This is a genomic window from Bordetella genomosp. 5, assembly GCF_002261315.1.
Lineage (GTDB): Bacteria > Pseudomonadota > Gammaproteobacteria > Burkholderiales > Burkholderiaceae_B > Bordetella.
Window position 1 is genome coordinate 628,722 of sequence record NZ_NEVP01000001.1, and the last position, 12,908, is coordinate 641,629.

The following is a 12,908-nucleotide window of genomic DNA, read 5'->3' on the forward strand; positions in this document are numbered from 1 at the left end:
GTCGAAGAAAAATACCGTGCCTTCGACCGCTTGTCTGCGGAAAACAAGTCTGCCTATAATTACCTACCGGTCGTCCGGTAATTAACTCGATTATTTAACGGCAAGCCATCGCGGCCTGTCAATGCGGGCCTGCCATGGTGGGCCGGCGCCGCCCCATCCGCCCATGACCGCTGCTCCTCCCGCCGAAGCTCCCAAGCGCGCCCGCGCCGGCCGGCCGCCCACCCTGCCTGCCGCGCGCGAGCGCATCCTGGCCGAGGCCGCGCGTCTGTTCGCGCAGAGCGGCTACGAAAACAGCTCGATCGCGGATCTGGCGAGTGCCCTGGGCGTGTCCAAGGCCGCGATCTATCACTACTACCCGACCAAGCAGGACATCTACGACGCGATCATCCTCGAGGTGCTGGCGGGCCTGGCGGCCGCGGTCGACGCGGCGGTGGCCGAGGCGGGTGACGCCGATCCCGCCGGACAACTGCGCGCCTTCATGCTGGCGCACGCCGGTTATTTCGAAAGCCACCACCCCGAGTTCGTGACGATGCTGGTGGGCTATTCCGGCATGGCCTTGCCCGAGCAGGCCGACGCGGCGCGCATGCGCGACACCTACGAGCAGCGCCTGCGCGCCATTCTCGAGGCCGGCGTGGCGCGCGGCGTGTTCCGCGCGCAGGAAGTGGCCGCCACCGGGCGCGCGGTGCTCTCGATGCTCAATTGGATGGTGCGCTGGTACAAGCCAGGCCAGCGCGACAGCGCGCGCACCATCGCACAAGGTTATTTCGATCTGTTGACCCGGGGTCTGATGGCCGCGTGACGCGCGCCTCGCCCGTAACCTCTGCAAAGGGAAGCTCATGGCTCTGGACCAAGAAACCCTCACCCTGCTGATCGACGCCGTGCGCCGCTTCGTGACCGAGCGCCTGGTGCCGGCCGAAGACGAACTCGCGAACTCGGGCGCCGTGCCCGAGGACATCGTGCGCGAGATGCGCGACCTGGGGCTGTTCGGCCTGTCGATCTCGCCCGACTACGGCGGTCTCGGCCTCACCATGGAAGAAGAAGTCCGCGTGGTGTTCGAGCTCGGCCAGACCTCGCCGGCGTTCCGCTCGCTTGCGGGCACCAACATCGGCATCGGCTCGCAATCGATCGTGCTGGCCGGCACCGATGCCCAGCGCGCGGAGTACCTGCCGCGGCTGGCGAGCGGCGAGCTGATCGGTTCGTTCGCGCTCACCGAGCCCGACGCCGGCTCCGACGCGATGTCGTTGCGCACCACGGCCCAGCGCGACGGCGACGACTACATCATCAACGGCACCAAGCGCTACATCACCAACGCACCCATCGCGGGCCTGTTCTCGGTGATGGCGCGCACGGCGCCCGAGCGTCGCGCCGATTCGATCTCTTGCTTCCTGGTGCCGGTGGGCACGCCCGGCATCACGCTGGGCAAGCCCGACAAGAAAATGGGGCAGGCCGGCGCGCTCACCTGCGACGTGGTGTTCGACAATTGCCGCGTGCCGGCCAGCGCGCTGCTCGGCGGGCAGGAAGGCACGGGTTTCCGCACGTCGATGCGGGTGCTCGACAAGGGGCGGCTGCACATCGCCGCGCTGTGCGTGGGCATCGCCGAACGCCTGCTGCGGGACGCCGTGCGCTACGCGCTCGAGCGCAAGCAGTTCGGCCAGCCGATCGCCGAGTTCCAGCTGGTGCAGGCCATGATCGCCGATAGCCAGGCCGAGCTGTACGCGGCGCGCTGCATGGTGCTGGACGCCGCGCGCCTGCGCGACCGCGGCGAGAACACCACCATGCAGGCCGCGTGCTGCAAGATGTACGCCACCGAGATGGTCGGCCGGGTGGCCGACCGCGCGGTGCAGATCCATGGGGGCGCCGGCTACATCTCCGAATACGCGGTCGAACGGTTCTATCGCGACGTGCGCCTGTTCCGCCTGTTCGAGGGCACGACGCAGATCCAGCAACTCGTGATCGCCCGCGAGGCGCTCAAAGCCTACGCCTGACCCGGCCGCCATGATGTGCGTTGGCTGCACATTCTCGTGCACAAAACGGAACACATCCCGGCGCCTCCGGGGCTAAGATGCCTGATTCTCGATGTCTACCGCACACCCGACCATGTCGCAACGTCCCGCTCCCCTGACTGGCATTCGCGTGCTCGACCTGACCCGCGTTCTCGCGGGGCCCTGGTGCACGCAAAACCTCGCCGACCTTGGCGCCGAGGTGATCAAGATCGAACGCCCGGGCGCGGGCGACGATACCCGGGCCTGGGGCCCGCCCTATCTCAAGAACGAGTCGGGCGAGAACACCTCCGAGGCCGCCTATTACCTCTCGGCCAACCGCAACAAGCTCTCGGTCGCGCTCGACATCGCGTCCGAGCGCGGCGCGGCCCTGGTGCGCGAGCTCGCCTTGAAGTCCGACATCCTGGTCGAGAACTTCAAGGTCGGCGGGCTGCGCAAGTACGGCCTCGACTACGACAGCCTCAAGGAAGTGAACCCGCGCCTGATCTACTGCTCGATCACGGGTTTTGGCCAGACGGGGCCCTACGCCAGCCGTCCGGGCTATGACTTCATGATTCAGGGCATGGGCGGGCTGATGAGCATCACCGGCGAACGCGACGATCTGCCGGGCGGCGGTCCGCAGAAGGCCGGCGTGGCCGTGGCCGATCTCATGACCGGCATGTATTCCACGGTGGGCATCCTGGCCGCGCTGCACGAGCGCAACCGCAGCGGCCTGGGTCAGCATATCGACATGGCCCTGCTCGATTGCCAGGTCGCCATGCTGGCCAACCAGAACCTCAATTTCATGACCTCCGGCGTCGCGCCCAAGCGCGCCGGCAACGCCCACCAGAATCTCGTGCCCTATCAGGTCTTCGCGGCCGCCGATGGTCACCTGATCGTGGCGGTGGGCAACGACAGCCAGTTCCGCAACTATTGCCGCGTGATCGGCCTGCCCGAGCTGGCCGACGATCCGCGCTTCGCCATCAATCCGCAGCGCGTGCGCAATCGCGCCGAGCTGGTGCCGATTCTGGTCGAACGCATGGCCACCGGCGCGCGCGACACCTGGCTCATCGAGCTCGAGAAAGCCGGCGTGCCGGCCGGCCCGATCAATACGCTCGACCAGGTGTATGAAGATCCTCACGTGCTGGCGCGCCAGATGAAGCGCGAGCTGCCGCATCCGCTGGGCGGCACGGTGCCGGTGGCGGCCAGCCCGCTCAAGCTTTCCGGCAGCCCGGTGCAGTATCACCGCGCGCCGCCCGTGCTGGGCGAGCACACCCGCGAGGTGTTGAGCGGCATGCTGGGCCTGTCCGACGACGAGATCGACGCCCTGGCGCGCAACGCCGGCTGACCGCGACGGCATACCCATAAAACAGGAGTAGAGACGATGGCAGAGATTCAAACCGTGGGCGTGGTGGGCGCCGGCGCCATGGGCCGGGGCATCGCCCAGATCGCGGCGCAGGCCGGCATTACCGTGCGCCTGTACGACACCAGCGCGCAGGCCGTGGAGGCCGCGCGCACGGCGCTCGCAGATACCTGGGCCAAGCTTGCCGCCAAGGGCAAGCTCACGGCCGAGCAGGTCGAGGCCGCCCAGGCTCATGTCGTCGCGGCGGCCGACCTGAACGCGCTGGCCGATTGCCAGCTCGTGATCGAAGCCATCGTCGAGCGCCTCGATGTGAAGCGCGAGCTCTTCGGTCAGCTCGAAGGCATCGTCGCGCCCGATTGCATCCTGGCGTCCAACACCTCCTCGCTGTCGATCACCGCCATCGCGGCCGGCTGCAAGACGCCGCAACGCGTGGCGGGCTACCACTTCTTCAATCCGGTGGCGCTCATGAAGGTGGTCGAGGTGATCGACGGCCTGCGCACCGACCCCGCCGTCGGCGACGCGCTGATGGTGCTCGCGCGCCGTATGGGTCACACGCCGGTGCGCGCCAAGGATATGCCCGGCTTCATCGTGAATCACGCGGGCCGCGGCATGAACACCGAAGGCCTGCGCGTGGCGCAGGAGGGCGTGGCCTCGTTCGCTCAGGTCGATGCCATCATGCGCGAGCAGGCGGGCTTCCGGATGGGGCCATTCGAGCTGCTCGATCTCACCGCGCTCGACGTCTCGCATCCGGTGATGGAATCGATCTATCGCCAGTTCTTCGACGAGCCGCGCTTCAAGCCCTCGCCCATCACCACCGTGCGGTTTGCCGGTGGCCTGATCGGCAAGAAGGCCGGCGAAGGCTTCTACGTCTATCGCGACGGCCAGAAGCAGATGCCCGACGAGCCGCACGTGCCGGCCCTGCCGGCGGATCTGATCGTGTGGGTGAGCCCGGCGCATGCCGAGGGCCATGCCCGCGCCCGCGCGCAGCTGCAGGCCATGGGCGTGCGTCTGCAAGAGGGCGCCAAGCCCGGTGACGCCGCGCTGATCGTCGTCACGCCTTACGGTGAAGACGTCTCCACCTGCGTGGCGGAGCAGGGGCTCGATGGTGCGCGCACGGTCGGCATCGACACGCTGCACACCTTCGATCCGAACCGCCGCCGTACCGTGATGGTGTCGCCCGCGACGCTGCCGGCCTGGCGCGATGCCGCGCATGCCGTGTTCGCGCAGGACGGCGCGCCCGTGAGCGTGATCGACGACTCGCCGGGCTTCGTGGCCCAGCGTATCGTGGCCTGCATCGTGAACATTGCCGCCGACATCGCGCAGCAACGCATCGCCACCGCTGACGACATCGACCGTGCCGTCACGCTGGGTCTGGGCTATCCCAAGGGTCCGCTGGCCATGGGCGACGCCCTCGGCGCCGCGCGCATTCTGGAGATCCTGCGCAATGTGCAGCGCGTGACCGGCGATCCGCGCTATCGCCCCAGCCTGTGGCTGCAACGCCGCGTACAGCTCGGTCTTTCGTTGCTGACCGAACACGCGGCCTGAAGCCGGGTGAGCCCGGCTGGCCGATGCCGGCCGGACTGATAAACAAAACGCCAGGCGATGCCTGGCGTTTTGCATGGTGCGTCATGGTCCGGGGCGATGCCGGCGGCCGAGGCGCGTGCCCGCGGTGGGCGAGCCCGCAGCGAGCGAGTGATCCGCTACTTGGCGGCGCTCACCATGTATTCGACCGCGGCGCGCAGGTCTTCGTCGGAGGCGTTCATCGCGCCACCCTTGGGCGGCATCGCGCCCTTGCCGGTTTTCACGACCTTGAGCATTTCGTCCATGCCGGTGGCGATGTACGGTGCCCAGGCTGCCTTGTCGCCGAAACGGGGCGCATTGGCCACGCCGGTGCCGTGACAGGCGAAACAGGTGCTCTTGTAGAGCTTTTCGCCCGCGGCGTTGGCCGTGGCGGTGTTGGCGGGTGCTGCGGCGGCCGGTGCTGCGGCGGCCGGTGCTGCGGCGGCCGGAGCAGCCGGTGCCTGGGCCGGGGCTTCGGCTTGAGCCGGTGCGGGGGCGGCGGCGGGCGGGGTGGCCTGGGCCGCGGCGGGCGCCCCGGCGGAGGCCGCAGCAGCCGGGGCTGCACCAGCGGGTGCCGCACCAGCGGGTGCCGCCGGCGCAGCCGCCGTCGCGCCGTCCTGGCCTTCCTGCTTGGGCTCGGGCGGCTCGGGCAGCTTGCCGCCGGACTGGTTGGCCATGTAGACCACGGCGCGGGCGACTTCGTAGTCGGACAGGGCGGGGTTGCCGCCCTTGGCCGGCATCGCGCCCTTGCCGTGTATGGCCACGCTCAGCATCGCTTCGAAGCCGGTCTTGATGAAGGGCGCCCAGGCGTTGGCATCGCCCATCTTCGGCGCGTTTGCCACGCCGGCGGCGTGGCAGGCCATACAGACGGATTGATAGACCTGCTCGCCGGTCTTGAACACGCGCGGCGCATTCGCATCGACCAGCTCGAACCCGGCGACGGGCGCGATACGGCGGGCAATGGCTTCTTCGGTGAGGGTGCCCGATCCAGCGCCGACCTTGGTGCCGGACGTCACCATGCTGACCAGCAGAAAGATGATGACGATGGGGATGATGAACGCCAGAACGACGGTGACAGCCAGTTGTTTGGGCGTTTTGATGGGCGAGTTGTGTTCTTCGGTATGTTCCTGCTCGTTGCTCATGACCAAATCCTGCTAATCGGGTACAGGGGCGCCTTGCGGCGGCAACAGACGTGCGACAACCAGATTCGACAACAACACTACGAGTGAGAGGCTCCGACGCTCTGCGTGGCGTCTCGATCCACAACGCAGGCGGCCGATGAACCGGCCCGCCTGAAAGTAAACGCTGGATTATATAACGTCATATCGGGGGCATAACATGCATGCCCGGGCATTCCCCGAGTCGTCCGCCGGCATGCCGCAGGCACGGCGGGCAAAAGCAGGTACAATACCGCCTCTCCGTGCCCGTAGTTCAATGGATAGAATGAGAGTTTCCGAAGCTCTTGATACAGGTTCGATTCCTGTCGGGCGCGCCAGATTGCAGGATCGAGGCGCCGCGTGATGATCACGCATCAGGCGGCCTCGGCCATGCGGCAGTCAGCGCCACCGCGCTGCCGCAAATAAAAAGACGCCCAGGGCGTCTTTTTTTTCGTCTGCGCTACGATGCCGCAATCGCAACGCGGGGAGTCGTGGCATGACGCAGCAGGGCCGTCGACGCGGGGTCGCCCCTCGCAGGACCATTCATTCGGGCGTGGCGGCCATGGCGCTCGCCCTGGCCTGCATCGTCGGTGCGAGTGCGGCCCAGCCGGCGCAACCGGGCGCGCGCACGTCGCAGGGCTCGGGCCCGAACCGGACAGATCCCGCACCCGCCGCCCAGACTCCCACGCTGCCCGCACGCGCCCAGCGGCTCCTGGACGCAGCCGATCGCAGCAGTCCGCTGATGGATCGCTGGAGCGAAGCGCGCATCGGCGCTGCCGTGGAGCCGGCGTTGCGCGCGACACTCGCGGCGCACGGGTGTGCGCTGGCGGGGGATCCCGAGCGTTATTTCGCGCCGGCGTACCGCGCTTACTACGACACGCTGCACGCAGGGTTCGTGAAGCAGGCGCGCGCGGACCGGGCGTCGCCGCATCAGCGCGCCGCGATGGCGCCGCTGGCCTGGGCCGTGGACCGGCTCGATGCCGCGCAATATCAGGAGACGCTGGATTGGTTCGTCTCCGCCCGGACGCGCAGCGCCCGTCAGTACTACGACCTCTTCACCGCCATCGGCGACATGCAGCGCGGCGCGCTGGACCCGGCGACGGGCGAGCCTGCGTATGCGCTGTTGTTCGACTTCAAGGAGGCAGTGGACGCGGGCGGCCTGACGCGCGTCGTGGCCGAAGCGATCGGCCGGCTCGATGCGGCGCAGGCTGAAGTCTTTCTGTCGGTGGATCGCGGCGCGGCGGCGTCGGATCGGCGGCGCGCGCAATGGGCGGAGCTGCTGCGCGGCTTTGCCCGCAATGGCGCGAAGCTCTCGGGCGAGCTGTTCAACCACACCCTGACGCCGGCCGAACGCGAGGCCATGCTGGCGTTCAACCACGGGCGCTACACCGAGGCCCTGGCCGTGGGCGCCACCGCGCTGCACGCCTGGCGGCTGCGCGCCGGGGCGGGACAGGCGCCCGCGGACGACAAGGAGCGGCTGGGCCGGGAGATCGACCGCTATTTCGGTAAGCCGATCGGTCAGTACGCGGCCGATCCGGCGACCGACCCCGAGGCCTGGCTGCGCACGCAGTCCGTGCAGTATCTCGACGCGCACCGGGCCGCCCTGTGTCCGCGCTGAGCGTGCCGCAGGCGTCGCCGGCCCGCCAGACAGCGCAGTAGCGAGCACGCGCCTCGATGAAAACGGGCCGCTTGTCGCGGCCCGTATGCTTTATTTCTGCGGCGTGTAGCGCAGCTCTTCGAAGGTGTATCCCTGGTCGCTCGCGGCCTTGAGCGCGAGGTCGAGCTGGTCCTTCGGCAATTGCGGCGAGCGCGACAGGATCCACAGGTATTTGCGGTTGGGCGCGCCGACCACGGCCCAACGATATTCCGGGTCGAGACCGATCACCCAGTAGTCGCCCTTGAACGGCTTGAAGAACGACACCTCGAGCTTGGTGTTGTTGCTGCCGGGCACGACCGTCGCGGTGCCGTTGGCCGAATCGATGCTGCCGTCCTTGGTGCGGCAGCGGTTCGTGACGGACACGGTCTGATCGGGGTTGAGCGCGTACTCCGCGGTCGTGTCGCCCACGCATTTGCGCTGGAAGAACATCGGGAAGTTGGCGATTTCGTACCACTTGCCCACATACCGCGAGATGTCCAGCGACGGCACGGTCTGAACGGGCGGTTGGGCGGCGACGGCGGCCGCGCCCAGCGTGGCGCCCAGCACGACCACACAGGCACGCGCACACAGGCGCGCGGATCGAACAACATTGCTCAGCATAAGGTCGTCTCCTAAAGGGGGCGGCGCCCGGTCGACCGGAGCGGACGGGGCAGGCCGCGGCTGCTGGCGCGCGGACTGATGTGCGGCGCCGCAGCATCGTTCAAGGATACCGCGAAGCCGTGACGCAGGGCGGGAGGGCGCGGCCGGCCAGGCATGGCCGACGAGGCGCGGGCGCGCCGACGCGCCCGCCCTCCCGGCATTCTCAGCCCGCGTCGCGCGCCGGCAGCGGGTTCTTCAGCGCGGCGTGATACTGCGCCACGTACTCGTCGAAATCGACCGTGTCCGAGGCCTCGAGGCGCTGCTGTTCCGCAATCGACTCGCTGGCCGTGCGGGCATAGACGGCGGCCTGCTCGGGGGCGAGCGGTTGCGCGCGCAACGCGTCGGCGTGCGCGCGGCTCTGCGCCAGCGTGTAGTCATGGAACGACTGCTTGCTCGCGCGCAGCGCGGCCAGCAGGCGTGCCGACGGCGTGAGGTCGGGATTCGCCAGCTTGGCGCGCTGGGCCTCGAGGGCGCGCGCGTAGGCATCGCCGCCGAGTGCCTGGTCATACAGCGCGGCGTAGGGCGCGATGGCGTCGAGCAGCTCCGCGCCCCATTGTTGCAGCGAGATCGACTGGCAGTCCCGGTCGAGCATGAGGCCGGGTTTGCGGCCCTCTTTCACGACCACCGAGAAGTTGTCGGCGCTGCGCTGACAGAAGCCGTTTTCGGTGAAGTACGGGCTGTCGGAAACGGTGCAATAGAGCAGGAAGGCGTCGACGAAGCGCGCCGTGTCGGCGGCCAGTCCCGCGGGCTCGTACGGGTCGATGTCGAGGCAGCGCACTTCGACGTACTGCACGCCGCGCTCGGCCAGCGCCGTGATCGGGCGTTCGCAGCGGCCCGTCGCGCGTTTGGGACGAATGCTCGAGTAGTACTCGTTTTCGATCTGCAGGACGTTGGTGTTGAGCTGAATCCACTCGCCCTCGCGCTTCGTGCCGAGAGCCTCGTACGCGGGCCACGGCTGCGTCACGGCGCCATAGATGCGGGCGAGGAACGTGTTCAGGTCGTTGTAGCAGGGCTTGAGCTGCGACTGCGCCTTGTTCTGGTAGCCGAGATCGCTCATGCGCAGGCTGGTGGCGTAGGGCAGATACAGCGTGTCGGCGTCGAGCGACTCGAGCCCGTGCGCGTCGCCACGCAGAAATGCGCGCGAGAGCGCCGGCGCCGCGCCGAACAGATACATCAGCAGCCACGAATACCGCGTGAAGTTGCGGATCAGGCCGATGTAGCCGCTGGAGCGGCTCTGCTGCACCGAGCTCGCCTGCGGATCGAGCAGGGACCAGATGGCGTCGGGCAGCGAGAAGTTGTAGTGCACGCCCGCGATGCATTGCATGGTCTTGCCGTAGCGCTCGGCCAGGCCGCGGCGATAGACGTGCTTGAGCATGCCGGTGTTGGAGGTGCCGTACCAGGCGATCGGGATGTCGGCCTCGGGCGGCAGATGCGCCGGCATGGACTGATTCCAGATCACTTCGTCTTTGAGCTCGCCATAGACGAAGCGGTGGGTGTCGGTCAGCTCGGTCAGCAGGGTGTCGACGTTGGCATGGGTGCCGGTGATCAGCTCGAGCAGGGCTTCCGAGTAATCGGTCGTGACGTGCTCGTTGGTCAGGGCCGAGCCCAGGGCCGCCGGATGGGGCGTTCGGGCCAGGTCGCCCTGGAGGTCCACACGCAGGCCTTCCTTCTCGACGCCGCGCAGTGTCTGCGCGAGGAGGGCGGTATTGGCCTGCAGGCGGGCCAGTCGGGTTGCGGCGGTATCAGTCACGGATTGTTCTTGTGTGCGTAAGGTCGAGGCGGGATTTTACGGGGAGCCGACGAGCTCCGTCAGGCTTGCCCCGGGGGCCGGCAGGGGATTTGGATCCAGTGTGCCCCCAAAATGCCCGTCGAGCCAGCGATGCAGGTCGGCGTAGACCGGGCCGGCGATGGCGGGCGTCTCATTGAAGAGTTCGTGCCAGGCAGTGTCGTACCAGCGCAACCGCAGCAGCCCGGCGGGCGCGCGCTGGGCGAACAGGCGGCTGCCCTCGGGTGCCACGATGCGGTCGTCGCCCGCCACCAGCAGCAGCGTGGGATGGCAGAGCATGGCCGCTTCGGCGAGCACTTCGCCACCGGCCTGGTCGATGAAACGCGCCAGCCGGCCGGTAATGCACCGGTGCACCAGCGGATCGGCCTTGAAGGCCGCCACGACCTGCCGGTCGTGCGAGACCCGCGCAGGGGTCAGCCCGTAAGGGACCCGCCGGTCGGGATGGCGCTCGGCCAGCCATTGCAGGGCGCGCCGGGTCCAGCCGGGCACCCGCACCATGAAGGGCGGGCTGGCCAGCACCAGACCCCCGACGCGGGCGCGGTGCCGCAGCGCGAGCCGCAAAGCCACCAGCGCGCCCAGGCTATGGCCCAGCACCACGGGCGGGCGGCCCAGTTCTTCGGTCCAGGCGCTGATACAGGCGGCGGCGTCCTCCACCAGGTCTTCCTGTTGCCGCAGGCTGGCCGGCGGCCCCCCGGACTGGCCGTGACCGCGATGGTCGTGGGCCGCCACGCGCCAGCCCCGCCGTGTCAGATCCCGGGCCAGGTGCTCATAGCGGCCCATATGCTCGGAGAGCCCGTGCAGCAGGTAGATCCCGCCCTCGCGCGGCGCGGGGCCGGCGGCGGGCCAGCGATAACAGGCGAGGCGGGTGCCGTCGGCTGCGAGGGTGTAGGAATTCGGCGACACTGTGCGGACCTGTCTGTCGAAACGGCACGAGGCCGGACAACGATGATTTCACTGCGGTTTCGTTTCATGCTCAAGAATGCCGGCTGCGCGCTTGCCGGCATCGCATTGCTGCTGGCGCTCGCGGGCTGCAGCCCGAGTTACAACTGGCGCGAGCTGCTGCTGGCCGATGGCCGCATTCAGGCGGCGTTTCCGGCCAAGGTGCAGGCCGAGACGCGCGACCTCGATGCGCAAGGCACGAGCCTGCGTTTCACCCTCACGTCGGCGCGCGTCGGCGATGGCGTGTTCGCGGTGGGACATGCGCCGCTGCCCCCCGGCCTGCCGGCGCGCACGCGCGAACAGCTGGCCGAGGGCGTCCAGCGTTCGTTGTATGCCCGCATCGGCGCGGCCCCGCCCGCGGCCTGGCCCGCGCCGGGCACCGTGCTGCACGCACGCTCGGCCGAAGGCGAGCCGGCACGCTGGATGTACGCCCGGGTCTGGGTGGACGATGGCCTGCTGGTGCAGGCGGTGGCGGTTGGCACCGTGGCCGGCTTGCCCGAAGCCGAGGCGCGAACGTTCCTGGCGTCGATCAAGCGGCTGCCGTTATGATGCCGGCTTCTGGGCAGGCAGCGGTACCGGCGGGGTCAGCAGACCCAGTTGCTGGGCCCGCGCCACGGCGGCGCAGCGATTGCGGCTGCCGAGCTTTTCGCGCGCGTTGGTCAGGTGAAACTCGACCGTACGTGGCCGGATGCCCAGACGCACGCCGATGGCGTTGCTCGGATAACCGGCAGCAGCCCAACGCAGACATTCGATCTCGCGCGGCGTAAGGAGGAGGGTCATGAACCGGTGCCTTGCCCGACGAGGCGGAGCGGTCGGAGCGCGCATTTGAACAGGTGCCCCGGCGCCCGCCGCGCGCCCATTCGCCGTGGCAAAAGCACGTTGATTACCTCATTCCTTTTTACGTAGAGCGCTGTTCCATGTTTGCCATCGCGCAGTTTTATCTGTCCGCCATCGTCATGCTGGCGCCGCTACTGACGTGCGTGGGCATCGGGGTGTTCTGGGGCAAGCGCGACTACCCGTTCGGCGGCGCCTTCGTGACCATGCTGGTCACGTCCGTCACGACGCCGGCGCTCGTTTTCCACACCTTCGTCACCACCGAGCTCGATGACCGCGCGCTGGCCGACATCGCGATGGCGTCGCTGCTGGCGCTGTTCCTGTGCGCGGCCATCTGCGCGATCTTGCTGAAGGTGCTGAAACTGCCCGTGCGCAAGCTGCTGCCCACGGCCTTCATGCCCAATGCCGGCAACCTCGGCCTGCCCGTGTCCCAGCTCGCCTTCGGTGACGTGGGCCTGTCGGCCGCGGTCGCCTTCTTTGCCGTCAACTCGTTCGTCATGCACACGCTGGGCGTGCGCCTGCTGCCCGGCGCAAGCACCAGCGGCGGCTGGCGCAGCCCCGTGCTGATCGCGGCCGTGGCCGCGGTCGCGCTGCGCGTCGCCGGCATCCCGGTGCCCGGCTGGGTGATCGAGACGGCCAGCATGCTGGGCGCCGTCACGGTGCCGCTGATGCTGCTGAGCCTGGGGCACGCGCTGGCCTTGATTCCGTCGAGCGGCCTGCGCACCGGCGCGGTGGTCGGCATGATGCGCCTGCTGGTCGGGATCGGCGCCGGCTGGGCGGCCGTCTGGATGTTGGGCCTGACGGCGCCGCTGGCGGGCGCGCTCGCCCTGCAGATGGCCATGCCCTGCGCGGTCGTGAGCTATATGTACGCGCGGCGCTACACCGACATGGGCGACACCGCCGCCGGCGCGGTGCTGATCTCCACCGTGGTGTTTCTCGTGCTCGCGCCCGCGCTGCTCTGGTTCACCCGCCATTGACCCGCCTGCGCACACCT

12 protein-coding genes and 1 tRNA gene are annotated in these 12,908 nt (G+C 68.7%); 8 read left to right on the forward strand and 5 right to left on the reverse strand.

The genetic code is table 11. From position 1 onward, the window contains the following. The first annotated feature begins 163 nt into the window (after positions 1–163). From CAL25_RS02920 to CAL25_RS02935, 4 genes are all read left to right on the forward strand, one after another. Positions 164–799: a TetR/AcrR family transcriptional regulator gene (locus tag CAL25_RS02920; RefSeq protein ID WP_094798423.1), complete on the forward strand. Its 636-nt coding sequence runs from the start codon at positions 164–166 to the stop codon at positions 797–799. A gap of 37 nt (positions 800–836) precedes the next feature. Beyond that, positions 837–1,985 carry an acyl-CoA dehydrogenase family protein gene (locus tag CAL25_RS02925; protein WP_094798424.1) on the forward strand — a complete coding sequence of 383 codons (1,149 nt, stop codon included), beginning with the start codon at positions 837–839 and terminating at the stop codon, positions 1,983–1,985. A gap of 112 nt (positions 1,986–2,097) precedes the next feature. Then, positions 2,098–3,327 carry a CaiB/BaiF CoA transferase family protein gene (locus CAL25_RS02930; protein WP_094798425.1) on the forward strand — a complete coding sequence of 410 codons (1,230 nt, stop codon included), beginning with the start codon at positions 2,098–2,100 and terminating at the stop codon, positions 3,325–3,327. Positions 3,328–3,363: 36 nt separating this feature from the next. Continuing rightward, a complete protein-coding gene (locus CAL25_RS02935; RefSeq protein WP_094798426.1) occupies positions 3,364–4,887 on the forward strand; it encodes a 3-hydroxyacyl-CoA dehydrogenase in 1,524 nt (507 codons plus the stop codon). A gap of 155 nt (positions 4,888–5,042) precedes the next feature. Here CAL25_RS02935 and CAL25_RS02940 read toward each other — a convergent pair whose 3' ends face one another. Next, entirely contained in the window at positions 5,043–6,044 is a 1,002-nt protein-coding gene (locus CAL25_RS02940; RefSeq protein ID WP_094798427.1) for a c-type cytochrome, read from the reverse strand. Positions 6,045–6,322: 278 nt separating this feature from the next. On the opposite strand from CAL25_RS02940, the gene CAL25_RS02945 reads away from it, so the two are divergent. Together CAL25_RS02945 and CAL25_RS02950 are read left to right on the forward strand one after the other, a co-directional pair. After that, a tRNA-Arg gene (locus CAL25_RS02945) sits at positions 6,323–6,397 on the forward strand. Between the two features lie 158 nt (positions 6,398–6,555). Then, complete coding sequence (locus tag CAL25_RS02950; protein ID WP_141217879.1) at positions 6,556–7,677, forward strand: hypothetical protein; 1,122 nt, start codon at positions 6,556–6,558, stop codon at positions 7,675–7,677. 90 nt (positions 7,678–7,767) lie between these two features. On the opposite strand, the gene CAL25_RS02955 is transcribed toward CAL25_RS02950, so the two are convergent. The 3 genes from CAL25_RS02955 to CAL25_RS02965 form a co-directional block, all read right to left on the reverse strand. Continuing rightward, the gene (locus CAL25_RS02955; protein ID WP_094798429.1) at positions 7,768–8,316 is read right to left on the reverse strand and encodes a lipocalin family protein; all 549 of its coding nucleotides are present in this window, start codon (positions 8,314–8,316) and stop codon (positions 7,768–7,770) included. A gap of 202 nt (positions 8,317–8,518) precedes the next feature. Continuing rightward, on the reverse strand, positions 8,519–10,105 hold the full coding sequence (gene gshA / locus CAL25_RS02960; RefSeq protein ID WP_094798430.1) for a glutamate--cysteine ligase: 1,587 nt from the start codon (positions 10,103–10,105) through the stop codon (positions 8,519–8,521). Between the two features lie 36 nt (positions 10,106–10,141). After that, a complete protein-coding gene (locus tag CAL25_RS02965; protein WP_094798431.1) occupies positions 10,142–11,044 on the reverse strand; it encodes an alpha/beta hydrolase in 903 nt (300 codons plus the stop codon). A gap of 66 nt (positions 11,045–11,110) precedes the next feature. Between CAL25_RS02965 and CAL25_RS02970 the strand changes: the two genes are divergently transcribed. Further along, a complete protein-coding gene (locus CAL25_RS02970) occupies positions 11,111–11,629 on the forward strand; it encodes a hypothetical protein (protein ID WP_249278925.1) in 519 nt (172 codons plus the stop codon). Here the strand turns inward: CAL25_RS02970 and CAL25_RS02975 are convergent. Further along, a complete protein-coding gene (locus tag CAL25_RS02975) occupies positions 11,624–11,860 on the reverse strand; it encodes a response regulator transcription factor (protein WP_094798433.1) in 237 nt (78 codons plus the stop codon). The genes CAL25_RS02970 and CAL25_RS02975 overlap by 6 nt on opposite strands. A 137-nt stretch (positions 11,861–11,997) precedes the next feature. On the opposite strand from CAL25_RS02975, the gene CAL25_RS02980 reads away from it, so the two are divergent. Continuing rightward, positions 11,998–12,891: an AEC family transporter gene (locus CAL25_RS02980; RefSeq protein ID WP_094798434.1), complete on the forward strand. Its 894-nt coding sequence runs from the start codon at positions 11,998–12,000 to the stop codon at positions 12,889–12,891. Positions 12,892–12,908 lie beyond the last annotated feature (17 nt).

Coding starts and splice junctions, on each gene's coding strand:
- CAL25_RS02920 (WP_094798423.1), top strand. CDS start 164: ATGACCGCTGCTCCTCCCGCCGAAGCTCCCAAGCGCGCCCGCGCCGGC.
- CAL25_RS02925 (WP_094798424.1), top strand. CDS start 837: ATGGCTCTGGACCAAGAAACCCTCACCCTGCTGATCGACGCCGTGCGC.
- CAL25_RS02930 (WP_094798425.1), top strand. CDS start 2,098: ATGTCGCAACGTCCCGCTCCCCTGACTGGCATTCGCGTGCTCGACCTG.
- CAL25_RS02935 (WP_094798426.1), top strand. CDS start 3,364: ATGGCAGAGATTCAAACCGTGGGCGTGGTGGGCGCCGGCGCCATGGGC.
- CAL25_RS02940 (WP_094798427.1), bottom strand. CDS start 6,044: ATGAGCAACGAGCAGGAACATACCGAAGAACACAACTCGCCCATCAAA.
- CAL25_RS02950 (WP_141217879.1), top strand. CDS start 6,556: ATGACGCAGCAGGGCCGTCGACGCGGGGTCGCCCCTCGCAGGACCATT.
- CAL25_RS02955 (WP_094798429.1), bottom strand. CDS start 8,316: ATGCTGAGCAATGTTGTTCGATCCGCGCGCCTGTGTGCGCGTGCCTGT.
- CAL25_RS02970 (WP_249278925.1), top strand. CDS start 11,111: ATGCTCAAGAATGCCGGCTGCGCGCTTGCCGGCATCGCATTGCTGCTG.
- CAL25_RS02975 (WP_094798433.1), bottom strand. CDS start 11,860: ATGACCCTCCTCCTTACGCCGCGCGAGATCGAATGTCTGCGTTGGGCT.
- CAL25_RS02980 (WP_094798434.1), top strand. CDS start 11,998: ATGTTTGCCATCGCGCAGTTTTATCTGTCCGCCATCGTCATGCTGGCG.